Raw genomic sequence first — 17,654 nt, forward strand, 5'->3', positions numbered from 1 at the left:
GTCCTCACGCTTCCTGGTCGAAGGCGAGGCTTTCCAGCTCGCCCAGGATGAGTTCCTCGACGGTTCCGGCCAGCCCGGCGACCGTGCGCGCGGTGAGCACGTCGGCCGGGGTGAGCCGGACGTCGAACAACGCGCTGGCTTGGGCGGCGATCTGCAGGCTGCGCAGGGAGTCGCCGCCGAGGGCGTAGAAGCTGTCTTCGGCGCCGACCCGGGCCACGCCGAGCACCTCGGCCCAGATCCCGGCGAGCGCGCGCTCGGTCTCGGTCTCCGGTTCGACGTGCCGGGTTTCCGGCGTCGCGGGGGCGGGCAGCGCGCGGCGGTCGACCTTGCCGTTGGCGCTGACCGGCAGCCGGTCCAGCGCGACGAAGGCGGTCGGCACGAGGTAGTCCGGCACCGTGCCGGCCAGGAACTCCCGCAGTGCGCCTTCGTCCACATCGGACACGACGTAGGCGACGAGTTGCTTGGCGCCCGGCTGGTCCTCCCGCACGACGACCGCGGCCTGCGCCACGTCCGGGTGCCGGGCCAGCACGGCCTCGACTTCGCCCGGCTCGACACGGAACCCGCGCAGCTTGACCTGGTCGTCACGGCGGCCGAGGAACTCCAGCGTGCCTTCGTTGGTCCAGCGGACGAGGTCGCCGGTGCGGTACATCCGCTCCCCCGGCGCACCGAACGGGTCCGCGACGAAGCGGTCCGCGGTGAGGCCGGGCCGGTCCCGGTAGCCGCGGGCCAGGCCCGCACCCGCCAGGCACAGTTCGCCGGGGACGCCCGGCGGCACCGGGCGCAGATCCGCGTCCACGACGCGGGCCCGCACCCCGTCGAGCGGCCGGCCGATCGGGATCCGGTCCGGGACGACGTCGGCCATGGGGTGCGAAGTCGCGAACGTCGTGGTCTCGGTCGGGCCGTAGCCGTCGACGACCCGCAGTCCGGGACACGCGGACAGGACCCGCCGCACCGACGTGGCCGGGACGACGTCGCCGCCGGTCCAGACTTCGCGCAGACCTTCGAAACAGTCCGGGGTTTCCTGGGCGAGAACGCGGAACAACCCGGCGGTGATCCACATCGCGGTCAGGCCGTGCTCGCGCACGAGGTCCCGCAACGCCGGCGCGTCAACGCCTTCGCCCGGGGCGACGACCACCCGGCCGCCACCCAGCAGCGGCACCCACAGCTCGTACGTCGTGGCGTCGAAGGCCAGCGGCGAGTGCAGCAGGACGCGCTCGTGGGCCCCGCCGCGGAACCGCCGGTCGGCGGCCAGCGCGGCGACATCGCGGTGGCGCACCACGACCCCCTTCGGCACGCCGGTGGAGCCGGAGGTGTACATCACGTACGCCGCCTGGCCGGGATCGACGGCGACTTCGGGGTCCGCGCTGGATTCGTCGTCCACAGAGGACAGCAGCACCGTCCGCGCGAGCGGGTGCTCGTCCGCCGCGATGACGAACCGGACGCCGTCGAGCAGCAGCTTCCGCCGCTCGGCCGGGGCGCGGGTGTCGATCGGCAGGTAGGCGCCGCCCGCCTTGACCACGGCCAGCTCGGCGATCACGGCGTCCGCGCGGCCCACGGCGAGCCCGACCGGTTCCTCCGGCCGCAAACCCAGGCCCACCAGGCGGTTCGCGAGCCGGTTGGCCCGCCGGTTCAGCTCGGCGTAGGTGACCGCCTCGCCGTCGAGGACGGCCGCGACCGCGTCCGGCCGGGTGCGGACCTGCTCGGCGAACAGCTCCGGCAGCGACCGCGCCGGGGGCTCGTCGCCGGTCGCCGACCACTGCGCCAGCAGCTCGGTCTCCTCCGGGGTGGTCATGGTGACCGCGCCGAGGGCCCGGTCGCCGTCCGCGGCCAGCTCGCCGAGGACGGTCAGCAGGTGCCCGGCCAGCCGGGACACCGTCGCGGCGTCGAACAGGCCCGGGTCGTACCCGACGTCGACCGACAGCTCGGCCCCCGGCGACGCGACCACGGTGAGCGGGAAGTTGGTCGTCTCCCGCGCCGACAGGCCGCGCACGGTGAGGCCGTGGCCGGCGGACGCGCCGGTGATCGGGTAGTTCTCGAACACCACCAGGCTGGCGCACAGGTCGACGCCGCCGGGCAGGCCCGCCCAGCCTTGGACCCGGGCGAGGGGCACGTGGCCGTGCCCGCGGGCCTCCGCCTGCGCGGCCTGCAGGCCGGCGAGCCAGTCCGCCACGCGGGCGCTGCGGTCGACGGCGGCCCGGACCGGCAGGGTGTTGATGAAGATGCCGGTGATGTCGTCCACGCCGGGCACCTCGGCCGGCCGGCCGGAAGTGGTGGCGCCGAACACGACGTCGTCGCGTCCACTGTAGACAGACAGCAGCAGCGTCCACGCCCCTTGCAGCACGACGTTGTGGGTCAGGCCGTGGCGCTTGACGAACGCGTCGAGGCGGGCCGTGGCGGTCTCGTCGAGCCTGACCGGCAGCCATTCGGCCGAGCAGGGCGCGTGGCCCGGGGCCGGCGTCCGGTCGGCGGGCACCGGGGTCGGGCCGTCGACGCCGTCGAGCGCGGTGCGCCAGAAGCGTTCGGCGTCCGCCTGGTCCTGGCGGCCCAGCCAGGCGAGGTACTCGCGGAACGGCGGGCGGGCGGGCAGCGGCTGCCCGGCGTAGGCGGTGCAGACGTCCGAGAGCACCTGGAAGACGCTCCAGCCGTCGAGCAGGACGTGGTGGAACGTCCACAGCACCTGGACTTCGGTGGCGGAGAGCCGGGCCAGCGCGACCCGGGCCAGTGGCGCCGTCCCGAGGTCGAGGCCTTCCGCGCGGTCCTCGGCGAGGAGCTTGCGCAGTTCCTCGTCGCGGTCGTGCCCGGTCCAGTCGAGCCGCCGGACCGGCAGGGTGACGCCGCGGTGCACGACCTGGACCGGCTCGGCGACCCCGGCCCAGACGAAGGCCGTGCGCAGGATCGGCGTGCGGTCGACGACGAGCTGCCAGGCTTCGGCGAGCCGGCCGACGTCGGTGACGCCGTCGAGCACGAACGTCGCCTGCTCGAAGTACAAGCCTTGGGCGGCCTGGGAAAGACCGTGGAACACCATGCCGCCCTGCATCGGCGTGACCGGGTAGACGTCCTCGGCGCCGCGGGCGACCAGTTCGTCCACTGTGGACTGGCTCAGCGGTACCAGGGGGAAGTCCGACGGGGTCCGGCCGCCCGCGCCCGGCTCGGCGCAGTGCGCGACGATCTCCCGCAAGGCCGTCAGCATCCGCTCGGCGAGGTGCTCGACGGTGCTGCGGTGGTGCACGTCGGCGATGTGCGACCAGGTCAGCTCCAGCTCCCCGCCCACGACCCGGCCGACGACGTCGAGGGCGTGCGTGCGGGGTGCGTCCGGGTCGACGTCGGCGTCGAGCCCGCCGGCGGCGTCGTCGAACCGGCCGAGGTAGTTGAAGCTGACCAGGGGGTCGATCGCGGGAGCCGTGCCGGTCAGGTACCGCAGGGCGCCGTAGCCGATGCCGCGCCGCGGAACCGCCCGCAGCTGCTCCTTGACCGACTTCAGCGCGGCTCCCCAGTCGTCCGGGACGTCCAGCGCGACCGGGAACATGGTGGTGAACCAGCCGACGGTCCGGGAGAGATCGACGTCGTCGAACAGCTCTTCCCGGCCGTGCCCTTCCAGGTCGACGACCGGGGTGTGCCCGGTCCAGTCCCGCAGCACGCGGCCGAGCGCGGTCAGCAGCACGTCGTTGACCTGCGTCCGGTACACCTCGGGGACGTCGTGCAGCAGCGCCCGCGTCTCCTCGGCGGTGAGCCGGACGGTGACTTCGCGGCTGTCGGCGATGGTGGCCGGGCCCTCGCCGTCGGCGGGGAGCGGCGGCACCGGCGGCAGGCCGCGCCAGTGGTCCAGTTCGTCGTCGAAGCCGCCGGCCTCGGCGTAGTCGGCCAGCCGCCGCGCCCAGGCGAGGAAGGACGTCGTCTTGGGCGCGAGCTGTGCACCGCGGTAGGCGGCGTGGAAGTCCTCCAGGAGGATCCGCCACGAGACGCCGTCGACGACCAAGTGGTGCGCGGCCAGCAGCAGCCGCCGCCCGTCGAGGACGGCGTTCAGCAGCGGCCCGCGGCCGAGGTCGAAGGACACGTGGTCGGTGCGCAGTTCGGCGGGCCACACCGGTTCGCCGTGCTGGACCCCACCCTCGAACCGCAGGCGGAGAGCGTCGTGGTGCGCCCACACCGCTTCGAGCGCACGGCGGAGAGCCTCCTCGTCGACGTCCTCGGCGAACTCGAGGACCACGCGCTGGTCGAACCGCGCGGGCTGCGTCTCGAAGTACCACCGCTGGATCGGGGTGAGCGGAGCCTCGCCGGTGACCGGGCCCTGCTCGGCTCGCGGACCGTCGTCCTCGCTCGCGTGCGCGGCGAGCGCGGCCAGGGTCGGGTGCCGGAAGACGTCGTGCGGCAGCAGGGTCAGGCCGGCGCGGCGGGCGCGGGAGACGACCTGGATGCTGAGGATCGAGTCGCCGCCCAGCTCGAAGAAGTTCGTCTCGGCCCCGACGTCCTCGACGCCGAGCACGTCCGCCCAGATCGCGGCCAGCGCCCGCTCGGCCTCGGTCGACGGCGCCCGATGCGTGCCGGCCGCGGCGAAGTCCGGGGCGGGCAGGGCGTTCCGGTCGAGTTTCCCGTTGACGTTCAACGGAAAGCGCTCGAGCCGGACGAACGCCGCCGGAACCATGTAGTCCGGCAGCGTCTGCCCGAGGAACTCGGCCAGGTCGTCCGCGTCGCCGGTGAAGTACGCGACCAGGCGTTTGACGCCGTGGTCTTCGCGCGCCACCACCGCGGCCTGGGCGACCCCGGGGTGCGCGGCCAGCGCCGCTTCGATCTCGCCGGGCTCGATCCGGAACCCGCGGACCTTGACCTGCTCGTCGGCGCGGCCGACGAATTCGAGCGCGCCGTCGCCGGTCCAGCGCACCAGGTCGCCGGTGCGGTACATCCGCTCCCCCGCCGGCCCGAACGGGTCGGCGACGAACCGCTCGGCCGTCAACCCGGGCCGGCCGAGGTACCCGCGTGCCAGGCCGTCTCCGGCGAGGTACAACTCACCCGGGGCGCCGGGCGGGACCGGCCGCAGGTCCGGGCCGAGGACGTAGGCGCGCATGTTGTCGAGGGGCCGGCCGATCGGGACGACGTCCGGGACCGCCCCGGGCATCGGGTACACGGTCGCGAAGGTCGTGGTTTCGGTGGGGCCGTAGACGTCGGCGACCACGGTGTCCGGGCAGGCCTCCCGAACCCGGCGCAGGGCCGCGGCCGGCACCGCGTCGCCGCCGGTCCACACCTCCCGCAGGCCGGCGAACACCGCCGGGGCCTCCTGCGCGACCAGCCGGAACAGCCCGGTGGTGAGAAAAGCGCCGGTCACGCCGTGCATGGTCAGCAGCCGGCCGAGGGTGTCGACGTCGAGGTCGCCCGGCGGCGCGACCACGACCGTGCCGCCGCCGAGCAGCGGCACCCAGAGTTCGTACGTCGAAGCGTCGAACGAGTGCGGCGAGTGCAGCAGCACCCGGTCGTGCGGGCCGAACCGGTGGTCGGCGGCGAGGGCCACGACGTCGCGCCGGCGCACGGCCACGCCCTTCGGTATCCCTGTCGAACCGGACGTGTACATCACGTACGCGAGGTTGTCCGGGTCCGCCGTGGGCAGCGGTACGTCCGCCGTCCGGCCGTCCGGCACGACGACGAGTCCATTGTGGATCGCCCGGGCGGTCCAGGCCCAGGTGTCGTCGGCTACGAGGATGGTGACGCCGGCGAGAAGGGTCTTGAGACGCGGCGCCGGCGCGCGGGTGTCCAGCGGCAGGTAGGCCGCGCCCGCCTTGATGATCGCCAGTTCGGTGACGAGCAGCCGGGGCGAACGTTCCATGAGCACCGCGACCAGGCGTTCGGGCCCGGCACCGAGCGAGACCAGGTATCGCGCGAGCCCGTCGGCAGCTTCGTCCAGCTCGGCGTAGGTCAGCTGGAAGTCGTCCCCGGTCAGCGCGATTGCGTCCGGGGTACGCGAGACCTGCGCGGCGAACAACTCCGCCAGATCACCCTCGGGCAGCGGGTGTGCGGTGGCGTTCCATTCGACCAGTACCTGGTGGCGTTCGGCGTCGTGCAGCAGGCCGACGTCCGCCAGGGGCCGGTGCAGGTCCGCGGCGAAGGCGTCGAGGACGCCGGTCAGCTGCCGGGCGATCCGCTCGGCCGTCGCCGTGTCGAACAGGTCCGGGTCGTAGCCGACGTCGAGGGTGATCCGCTCCCCCGGCGAGGCGACCACGCTGAGCGGGTAGTTGGTCGTCTCGGCCGCGTCGACGTCACGCAAGGTCAGGCCGTGCGCCGCCGCGGTGTCGGCCGGGTAGTTCTCGAACACGACGATGCTGTCGAAGAGACTCCCCGTACTGCCGCTCCACGCCTGCAGCTTCGTCAGCGGCAGGTGCCCGTACCGGCGCGACTCGACCTGGCGCGCCTGCAGCGCCGACAGCCACTCCGCCACCGAGTCGCCCGCGACGGTGACGCGCACGGGCAGGGTGTTGATGAAGATGCCGGTGACGTCGTCGGCGCCGGCCAGCTCGACCGGACGGCCGGAGACCGTGGTGCCGAAGCAGACGTCCGGCTCGCCGCCGAGGCGGGCCAGCAGCAGCGCCCACGCGCCCTGCAGGACGGTGTTCACCGTGAGCCCGGCGCGGCGGGCCGCGTCCCGCAGCCGCTCGGAGTTTTCGAGCGGGATGCGCAGCCACTCCGAGGACCGGGTGGTGTGCGCCTGCGCGGGCACGCGGTCGAAGGGCAGCCGGGCGGGTTCTGCCAGGTCACCGAGTTCGGCTCGCCAATGCCGTTCGGCCTCGGTGTCGTCCTGGCGGGACAGCCAGGCCACGTAGTCACGGAACGGCGGCCGGTCGGGCAGCTCACTGCCGGCGTAGGCGGCGAAGACGTCGGACAGCACGCCGAAGACGCTCCAGCCGTCGAGCAGGACGTGGTGGAACGTCCACAGCACGCGGACTTCGGTGTCGGACAGGCGTGCGAGCGCCAACCGCAGCAACGGCGTCTCGGTCAGGTCGAGGCCGCGGGCGCGGTCGGCGTCGAGGAGGTCCCGCCAGGCCTGGTCTTGCTCGTCCGAGGTGTGGCCGCGCCAGTCGTGGTGGGTGACCGGGACGTCGGCGTGGCGCTGCACGACCTGGACGGGCTCGGGCACGTCCTCCCACACGATCCGCGTCCGCAGCACCGGGGTCCGGTCGACGACCCGCTGCCACGCCCGTTCGAGCACAGCCGGGTCGCGGACGCCGTCGAGCACGAAGGCGACCTGCTGGAAGTAGACGCGTTCCTCGCTTTGGGACAGCGCGTGGAAGACCATGCCGGATTGCATCGGCGTCAGCGGGTAGACGTCCTCGACCGCGCGCCCGTCGCCGACCAGTTCGTCCAGAGTGGACTGATCGAGCTCGGCCAGGGGGAAGTCGGACGGCGTGCGGCCACCCGCGCCCGGTTCCGCGCAGTGCCGGACGATCTCGCGCAGGGCGTCGAGCATCGCGGTGGCGAGTGTGTCCACAGTGGATTTCCGGTGGACACCCTCGGCGTAGTACCAGGTCAGCTCCAGTTCACCGGCTTCGACGCGGCCGACGACGTCGAGCAGGTGCGCCCGCGCCGAGCGGGGGCTCTCGTCGGATTCGAGGCGGCCGGAGCCGAATTGCCCGAGGTAGTTGAAGCTGACCTGGGGGTCGATCGCCGGGGCCGTGCCGGCCAGGTAGCGCAAGGCGCCGTAGCCGATGCCCCGCCGCGGGACCGCGCGCAGCTGCTCCTTCACGGCCTTGAGCGCGGTGCCCCAGTCGTCCGGGACGTCGAGGGCCACCGGGAACACGGTGGTGAACCAGCCGACCGTTCTCGACAAGTCGACATCGGCGAACAGGTCTTCGCGGCCGTGCCCTTCGAGGTCGACGACGGGGGTCGCCCCGGTCCAGTCCCGCAGCACCCGGCCGAGCGCGGCCAGCAGCACGTCGTTGACCTGCGTCCGGTAAACCGGCGGGACCTCGCGCAGCAGCGCGTTCGTCTCCGGCTCGGACAGCCGGACGGTGACCGATCGCATTCCGGCGACCGTCGTGTCCCCGTCGCCGTCGAGCGGGATCGGCGCCGCTTCGGGCAGGCCGCGCCAGTGGGCGAGTTCGTCGTCGAAGCCGCCGGACTCGGCGTGCTCGGTCAGCCGGCCGGCCCACTCGCGGAACGACGTCGTCCGCGGGCCGAGGTCGATCGGTTCGCCCCGCAGCGCCTGCTCGTAGGCGCGTTCGAAGTCCTCGATGAGCACCCGCCAGGACACGCCGTCGACGACGAGGTGGTGCACGGCGAGCTCGACGTCGTGTTCGGAGACGTCCAGGCGGACGAGCGGGGTCTCGGCGCCGACCGGGCCGTTCTCCTGGTGCCGGCCGTCTTCGTCGTGGGTGAACCGCATCCGGAGGGCGTCGTGGTGCGCCAGCAGCGCGTCGACGGCCTGGCGAGCCGCGCGGACGTCCACTGTGTCCGGTCCCAGGTGGACGAACTGGTGGAAGTGGTCCGGCGCGGCGGTCTGCGTCGCGAAGAACCAGCGCTGGATCGGCGTCAACGGCACCGAACCGCTGACCGGGCCGCGCTCGGCGGTCTCGGTGGCGGTGCGCGCCGCCGCGGCGAGCGCGGCCGGCGTGCGGTGGGCGAACAGGTCACCCGGCAGCAGCTCCAAGCCGGCCCGGCGGGCCCGGGACACGACCTGGATGCTGAGGATCGAGTCGCCGCCGAGGGCGAAGAAGTCGTCGGTCGCGCCGACGCGCTCGACGCCCAGCACCTCGGCCCAGATGTCGGTGACCACGCGTTCGCGGTCGGTCCGCGGCGCCACGTGCTCCCGGCCGCCGAAATCGGGCGCGGGCAACGCGTTCCGGTCGAGCTTGCCGTTGACGTTCACCGGGAACCGGTCCAGCCGGACGAACGCGGCGGGCACCATGTAGTCCGGCAGCGTCCGGCCGAGGAACTCCGCCAGCCCGGCGGTCTCGCCGACGACGTAAGCGACCAGCCGCTTCACGCCGCCGTCCGCGCGGGCCAGCACCGCGGCCTGCACGACGTCCGGGTGCTCGCCGAGCGCCGCCTCGATCTCGCTCGGCTCGACGCGGAAGCCGCGGACCTTGACCTGCTCGTCGACGCGGCCGACGAACTCGAGCGCGCCGTCGTCGGTCCAGCGCACGAGGTCGCCGGTGCGGTACATCCGCTCTCCCGGCGGCCCGAACGGGTCCGCGACGAACCGGTCGGCGGTCAGGCCCGGCCGGCCCAGGTAGCCGCGCGCCAGCCCGGCGCCGGCGATGTGCAGCTCGCCGGGCGCGCCGGGCGGGGCCGGCCGCAGGTCGCCGTCGAGCACGTAGACCCGCGTGTTGTCCAGGGGCGCGCCGATCGGGACGACGTCGGGGATTTCGCCGGGCAGCGGGTGCACGGTCGCGAAGGTCGTGGTTTCGGTGGGGCCGTAGACGTCGGCGACGAGGACGCCGGGGCAGGCGGCCTGGACCCGGCGCAGGGCGGCGGCGGGCACGGCGTCGCCGCCGGTCCAGACCTCGCGCAGCCCGGCGAAGACCTCGGGGGCTTCCTGGGCGACCAGCCGGAACAGCCCGGTGGTGAGGAACGCGCCGGTGACGCCGTGCGTGGTGAGCGCGCGGCCGAGGGTGTGGACGTCGAGGTCGCCGGGCGGGGCGAGCACGACCGTGCCGCCGTTGAGCAACGGCACCCACAGCTCGTAAGTGGAAGCGTCGAAAGCCTGCGGCGAGTGCAGCAGCACCCGGTCGTGCGCGGCGAACCGCCGGTCCGCGGCCAGCGTGACGACGTCGCGGTGCCGCGCGGCCACGCCCTTGGGCTTGCCCGTCGATCCGGAGGTGTAGATGACGTAGGCGAGCTGGTCGGCCTCGATGGCCACGTCCGGCGGCGTTTCCGGCTGGTCGTCCGCACCGTTCACGATCGGTCCACTGTGGACCTCGCGGGCGGTCGCCAGCCAGGTCTCGTCGGCGACCAGTACGTCGGCCTCGGCTTCGGCCAAGAGCAGCCGCAGCCGGTCGGCGGGCGCCCGCAGGTCCAGCGGCAGGTACGCGCCACCGGCCTTGAGGATCGCCAGCTCGGCGACGACGAGCGCGGGCGAGCGGTCCACCAGGACGGCGACCCGGTCCTCCGGCCGGACACCGAGGTCGAGCAGCCGGTGGGCCAGCCGATTCGCGCGAACGTCGAGTTCGCCGTACGTGACGCTCTGGTCGTCGGTCACCAGCGCGATCGCGGCCGGGTCGGTGCGCGCGCGGGCCGCGAACAGCTCGGGCACGGTCCCGGCCGGCACCGGGGCCGCGGTGTCGTTGCGCTCGGTGAGCAGCTGCCGGACCTCGGCGGCCGAGAGCATCGGCACGTGCGTCACCGGCTCGTCCGGGGCGGCGACCATGCCCCGGACCAGGGCTTCGAGGTGGGCGGCGAGCCGGGCGGCGACCGCCGGGGCGATGACGGCCGGGTCGTGGGTCAGCACCAGCGACAACCGGCGGCCCGGGTAGGCGACCAGGCCGAGCGGGTAGTTCGTGCGCTCGGCGGCGACGACATCGCGCAGCCCGGAGACTTCGTCGACGGGGTAGTTCTCGAACACGACGATGCTGTCGAACAGGCTGCCGCCGCTGCCGCTCCACGCCTGCAGCCGGGGCAGGCCGACGTGGCCGAACCGCCGGGATTCCGCCTGCGCGGCCTGGAGGTCGCGCAGCCAGGCGGCGACGCCGTGGTCCCGGTCGAGCCGGACGCGCACCGGGAGCGTGTTGATGAACAGGCCCGGGATGTCGTCCGCGCCGGGCAGTTCGGCCGGGCGGCCGGACACCGTCGCGCCGAAGCAGACTTCGGTTTCGCCGCTGTAGCGGGAAAGCAGGGCCGCCCAGGCGCCTTGGACAAGGGTGTTCACGGTCAGCCGGTGGCGGCGGGCGAAGGCGTAGACCGCCGCCGACCCGGCGTCGTCGAGTTCGAGGGGAACTCGGGCGCTGGAACTGGCCGAGTGGGTGCGCCCCGAGGCCCGGTCGCCGGGCAGCGGCGTGGGCGTCACGCCGGCGAGTTCGGCGCGCCAATACGTCTCGGCGAGGGTGTCGTCCTGGTCGGCCAGCCACGCCGCGTATTCGCGGAACGGCCGTCGTGGCGGCGGCTGTTCGCCGCGCAGCAGCGCGACGACGTCGTTGAGGATCCCGAAGACGCTCCAGCCGTCGAGCAGGACGTGGTGGAACGTCCAGATCACGCGCACGGCCGTGCCGGAGAGTCTCGCGATGGCCAGCCGGGCCAGCGGCGCCTTCGTCAGGTCCAGCCCTTCGGCCAGGTCCGCGGCGAGGTACTCGGCTTCGTCGACGGCGTAGGTGACCGGGAGCTCCGCGGTGCGCTGGACGATCTGGAGCGGCTCGGGCACGCCGTCCCAGACGATCCGGCTGCGCAGCACCGGCGTCCGGTCGACGATCCGCTGGAACGCCTCGCCGAGCCGGCGCGCGTCGGGGACGTCGTCGAGGGTGAAGGAGATCTGTTCGAAGTAGACACGTTCGCCGGGCTGGGCCAGGTCGTGGAAGACCATGCCGGCCTGCATCGGCGTCAGCGGGTAGACGTCTTCGACTTCGCGACCGTCGCCGACCAATTCGTCCACAGTGGATTGATCGAGACCCGCGAGGGGGAAGTCCGACGGCGTGCGGCCGCCCGCGGCCGGGTCCGCGCAGTGCGCGACGATCGCCCGCAACGCGGCCAGCATTCCCTCCGCCAGCCGCTTGACGGTGGCCTCGTCGTGGACGCCTTCGGCGTAGTGCCAGCCGAATTCGAGCGTGTCGCCGTCGACCCGGCCGACGACTTCGAGGAGGTGCGGGCGGCTGTCGCTGGGGTCGGCGTCCAGGGACAGCTCGCGGTGCAGCCCGGTGCAGAGGTCGCCGGGCAGGTCGAACTGGCCGAGGTAGTTGAAGCTGACCGGCGGGGTGATCACCGGCGCCGTCCCGGTCAGGTACCGCAGGGCGCCGTAGCCGATGCCGCGCCGCGGAACCGCCCGCAGGTGCTCCTTGATCGACTTCAAGGCGGTGCCCCAGTCGTCCGGGACGTCCAGGGCCACCGGGAACATCGTGGTGAACCAGCCGACCGTGCGCGAGAGGTCGGCGTCGAACAGTTCCTCGCGGCCGTGGCCTTCGAGGTCGATCACCGGGACGTGCCCGGTCCACTCCCCCAGCACGCGGCCGAGCGCGGTCAGCAGCACGTCGTTGACCTGCGTCCGGTAGACCTCGGGCACCTGCCGCAGCAGCGCCCGCGTCTCCGCCGCGGTGAGCCGGACGGTGACCGCGCGGGCCCGGCCGACCGTGTTCGCGCCGTGGCCGTCGACCGGGATCGGGGCCGCCTCGGGCAGGCTCCGCCAGTGGTCGAGTTCGTCGTCGAAGCCGCCCGCTTCGGCGTGCTCGGCGAGCTTGCCGGCCCAGTCGCGGAACGACGTCGTCCGCGGGCCGAGGTCGACCGCTTCGCCGCGGGTGACCTGGTGGTAGGCGCGGTCGAGGTCTTCGAGCAGCAGCCGCCAGGACACGCCGTCGACGACCAGGTGGTGCGCGGCCAGGTGCAGCACGCGCCGGCCGGGCTCGCCGGACAGCGTCCACCGCAGCATCGAGTGCCCCTCGCCGACGAGGGCGTTGTACTGCCGCCAGCCGTCTCCGTCGGGCTCGAACCGCATGCGCAGGGCGTCGTGGTGCTCGGCCAGCGCGGCCAGGGCCGTGGCGAGGGCGACCTCGCCGGCGTTCGCCGCGAGCTCGACCGCGATCGCCTGGTCGAACCGGTACGGCACCGCCGAGGTCTCGAAGAACCAGCGCTGGATCGGCGTGAGCGCGACCTCGCCGGTCACCGGCCCGCGGTCGGGGCTCGTCGCGGCGTCCCCGATCACCGGGGCGAGCGCCGCGATGGTCTGGTACCGGAACAGGTCGGCCGTGGTCACGGCGAGGCCCGCGCGCCGGGCCCGGGCGCTGACCTGGATGCTCAGGATCGAATCGCCGCCGAGGGCGAAGAAGTTGTCCTCGACGCCGACGCGCTCGACGCCGAGCACGTCGGCCCAGATGCCGGCGAGGACGGCTTCCCGCTCGGTGCGCGGCGTCCGGTCCCCGGCGGACTCGAAGCGCGGCTCGGGCAGGGCGTGCCGGTCGACCTTGCCGTTGGCGTTGAGCGGCAACGCGTCCAGGACGACGATCGCCGACGGCACCATGTAGTCCGGCAGCGTGCGACCCACCGCGCGTCGCAGTGCGTCGACGTCCACAGTGGACTCGTCGACCGGGACGACGTACCCGGCCAGCTGCTTGCGCGCGCCGGTGACGCGGACGGCCACGACGGCCTGGGCGATGCCCGGCTGGGCGGCCAGCACGCGTTCGACCTCGGCGGGTTCGACGCGGAAGCCGCGGATCTTCACCTGGTCGTCGGCGCGGCCGGCGAACTCGAGGGTGCCGTCGGTGCGCCAGCGGCCGCGGTCGCCGGTCCGGTACATCCGGTCGCCCGGCGCGCCGAAGGGGTCGGCGACGAACCGCTCGGCGGTCGCGCCGGGCCGGGCGAAGTACCCGCGGGCGAGTCCCGCGCCGGCGACGCAGACCTCGCCGAGCGCGCCGCGCGGCACCAGCCGGAGCCGGTCGTCGAGCAGGTAGATCCGCATGCCGGCCAGGGGCGTGCCGATCGGGACGGTCTCGGGGACCGCGTCGGCCGACGGCATCGGGAACGACGAAGCGAAGGTGGTGGTCTCGGTCGGGCCGTAGCCGTCGACGACCGTAAGCCCTGGGCAGCCGTCGAGGACCCGGCGTGCGGCGGCCGGCGGGACGACGTCGCCGCCGGTCCAGACCTCGCGCAAGCCGGCGAAGCACTCCGGGTCGTCCTCGGCGAAGAGCCGGAAGAGCCCGGCGGTCAGCCACAGCGCGGTGATCCGGTACTCGGCCGTGAGCCGGCGGAGGGCGTCGGCGTCCAGGTCGCCGGATGGCGCGACCACGACGGTGCCGCCGTTCAGCAGCGGGACCCACAGCTCGTAGGTCGAGGCGTCGAAGGCGAGCGGCGAGTGCAGCAGCACCCGCTCGTGGGCGCCGCCGGCGAACCGGGGATCGGCGGCGAGGGCGGCGACGTCGGCGTGTCGCACGGCCACGCCCTTCGGGACGCCGGTGGAGCCGGAGGTGTACTCGACGTAGGCGAGGTTGTGCGGGTCCAGGACCACGTCCGAAGTGGACGTCGGCTCGTCGACGTCGGTGACCACGAACGGGGCCGGGTGGACGTCGGCCGCCGTGTCCTGCCACCGTTGGTCGGTGAGCAGCAGCGGGGTGCCGTCGAGGACCAGCCGCATCCGGTCGGCCGGGGCGCGCAGGTCGAGCGGCAGGTAGGCGGCGCCGGCCTTGAGGATCGCGAGTACCGCGACGACCTGGTCTGCCGAGCGGTCCATGAGCACGCCGACGCGGTCCTCCGGGCGGACGCCGAGGCGGATCAGCCGCCGCGCGAGCCGATCTGCGCGGTTCTTCAGCTCGCGGTAGGTCAGCTCGGCTTCGCCTGCCACCGCCGTCGCGTCCGGGTGGCGGTCGGCGCGGCGGTCGAAGAGGTCCGGGACAGTGCCTTCCGCGCTTCTCGTGCTCGGCGGGAGCAGGAAGCGGCGATCCTCGTCGGTGAGCACGGGGAGGTCACCCACCGGGCGCGCCGGGTCGGCGGCGATCCCGGTCAGCAACGTCTCCAGGCTGTGCGTGAGGCACTCGATCGTGGCCGCGTCGAAGAGCGCGGTGGCGTACTCGACGGTGACGCGCAGGCCGTCGGCGTGCGGCCAGAACTCGACGACCAGGTCGAACCGGGCCGACGGGCGCGGCAGGTCGTACTCGGTCACCCGCAGGTCGCCGGCCTCGCGAGGCTGTACGAGCGGGGTCTGCAGGACGACGACGGCCTGCACCAGCGGCGTCCGCGAGGGGTCGCGGTCCGGCTGCACCTCGTCGACGACGCGGTCGAAGGGGACCTCGCCGTGGGCGAACGCCGCCAGCACGGTCTCGCGGAACTCGCCGAGGAAGTCATCGAACGACCGGTTGGAGTCCACAGTGGACCGCAGGACGAGGGTGTTGACGAAGAACCCGGTCAGCGACTCGAGTTCGGCGCGGTCGCGGCCGGCGACCGCGGTGCCGACGGCGATGTCGCGTTGCCCGCTGTAGGCGGCCAGGAGCACCTGCACCGCGGCGGTGAGCGTCATGAAGAGCGTGGCGCCACCGGCGCGGCCGGCGTCGGCGATCCGCCCGACCAGGTCGGCCGGGAGGTCGTGCCGGTGCACCGCGCCGTCGGTCGTGCGCTGCGGCGGGCGGGGCCGGTCCGTCGGCAGGGCGAGCGGTTCGATGCCTTCGAGTGTTTCGCGCCAGTAGCCGAGCTGGTCGTCCGAAGTGGACTCCAGGCGCCAGTGCGTGTAGTCGCGGTAGTCCAGGGTCAGCGGCGGCAGGGTCACGCCGATGTAGAGGTCGAGGAGTTCTTGGGTGAGCACGCCGATCGAGCGGCCGTCGGTGACGATGTGGTGCTGGCACAGCAGGAGCAGGTGCTCGCCCGGGCCGAGCGGGAACAGCGTGGCGCGGGTCAGCGGGCCGGCCCGCAGGTCGAACGGCTCGCTCAGCTCGGCCTTCAGCACGTCGTCGTCCGGCGGTTCTTCCTTGACGCGCAACGGGATATCGCCGGTGGGCGCGATCCGCTGGACGCCTTCCCCGAACGTCGTCCGCAGCGATTCGTGCCGCGCGCAGAGCGACGCCAGGGCCCCGCGCAGGGCGTGGACGTCGAGCGGGCCGGACAGCCGGAGCCCGACCCCGGTGTTGTACTCGGCGCTGCCCCCGGTCAGTTCGTCGAGGAACCACAACCGCCGCTGGGCCGGGGACAGCGGGATGACGTCGGACGGCGGCGCGACCGGGATCGCGGCCTCGCCCGGCGCCGCTTTCGCCAGGACGCTCGCCAGCTCGGCCACCGTGGGCGCGTCGAACAGCGTTCGCGCCGACAGCCCGGCGCCGAACTCCCGGCGCAGCCGCGAAAGCGCTTGCACCGCCAGGATCGAGTCACCACCGAGGGCGAAGAAGTCCTCGTCGACACCGAGCCGCTCGACGCCCAGCACTTCCGCCAGGACGCCCGCGACGGCACGTTCGGTGCCCGTCCGCGGCTCGGTGCTTTCCGCGGTCTCGGCCGGCGGCGCGGGCAGGGCACGGCGGTCGACTTTTCCGTTGCTGCTCAACGGAAGCGTGTCGAGCACGACGAACGCCGACGGCACCATGTAGTCGGGCAGCGCCGCGGCGGCGACCGCTTCGAGGCCACCCGGCTCCCCCACCACGTAGGCCACCAGGCGCTTGACGCCGGGCCGGTCCTCCCGCGCCACCACGACGACCTCGGCGACGCCGGGAGCGGCGGCGAGCACGGTCTCGATCTCGCCCAGCTCGACCCGGAACCCGCGGACCTTGACCTGGTCGTCGACCCGGCCGAGGAACTCCAGCTCGCCGTTTCCGCTGCGGCGCACCAGGTCGCCGGTGCGGTACATGCGGTCGCCGGGCGCGCCGGCCGGGTCGGCGACGAACTTCTCCGCCGTCGCACCGGGCCGGGCCCAGTAGCCGCGGGCCAGCCCGGCGCCGGCCAGGTGGAGTTCGCCGGGTTCGCCGTCGGCGGCCGGGGTGAGGTCACCGTCCAGGACGTACGCGCGCACGCCGTCGATCGGCCGGCCGATCGGTACCGCCGCCGGTACCCCGTCCGCCGACGGCAGCCGGTGGGCCGTGGCGAAGGTGGTCGTCTCGGTCGGGCCGTAGCCGTCGACCACGGTCAGGCCCGGGCACGCCCGCAGCACGCGCCGCACGGACTCGGCCGGGACGACGTCCCCGCCGGTCCAGACCTCACGGACGCCGCGGAAGCAGTCCGGTGCTTCCTGCGCGACCACGCGGAATAGTCCAGCCGTCAGCCAAAGCGCCGTCACGCCGTGTCGCGTGAGGACGGTCCGCAGCGTCTCGACGTCCAGGTCGCCGGGCGGGGCGACCACCACGGTGCCGCCGTTCAGCAGCGGCACCCACAGCTCGTACGTCGACGCGTCGAAGGCGACCGGCGAGTGCAGCAGCACGCGCTCGTGGGCGCCGCCGGCGAAGCGGCGGTCCGCGGCGAGCGCCACGACGTCGCGGTGCCGGACGGCGACTCCCTTGGGCGTGCCGGTCGATCCCGAGGTGTGCATCAGGTACGCCAGCCGGTCCGGGTCGCCCTGCGGCAGCACGAATTCCGCGTCCGGCAGCGGTTCCGCCGCGTGCACGGTGAGTCCACCGTGGATCGCGGCGGCCCGGTCCGGGTCGTCGGTGACGAGGATCGGCACCCCGGCGTCGGCCAGGAGAGCGCGCTGCCGGGTGTCCGGCGCGCGGCCGTCGAGGGGCACGTACGCGCCCCCGGCCGTCACGACGGCCAGCTCGGCGACGACCAGCTCCGCCGACCGGCCGAGCAGGAGCCCGACCCGGTCCTCCGGCCGCAGGCCGAGCCGCACGAGGTGCGCGGCGAGCCGGTCGGCCCGCTCGTGCAGCTCGCCGTACGTCAGCCGGAGGTTCTCGCCTTCCACGGCGACGGCGTCCGGCGCCGAAAGCGCCCGTGCGGCGAACAGTTCCGCCAGGCCGGCGGTTCTCGGCGCGGTACCGTCCGTTTCGGCCGGCGTGTCTTGCACGGTCATCGTCTTCGCTACCTTCCGGGCACGACGGGGAACCCGCCGCTACCGGCGGGGAGGGAGAGGG

Annotated in this window: 1 protein-coding gene; it reads right to left on the reverse strand. The window is 73.9% G+C overall.

Translation table 11 applies throughout. The features are described from left to right. Positions 1-4 precede the first annotated feature (4 nt). On the reverse strand, positions 5-17,587 hold the full coding sequence (locus tag ABFJ78_RS19670) for a non-ribosomal peptide synthase/polyketide synthase (protein ID WP_436388406.1): 17,583 nt from the start codon (positions 17,585-17,587) through the stop codon (positions 5-7). Between the last annotated feature and the right edge of the window lie 67 nt (positions 17,588-17,654).

Origin of the sequence: Amycolatopsis sp. MEPSY49, from assembly GCF_051337345.1 — a bacterium.
Classification (GTDB): Bacteria; Actinomycetota; Actinomycetes; order Mycobacteriales; family Pseudonocardiaceae; genus Amycolatopsis.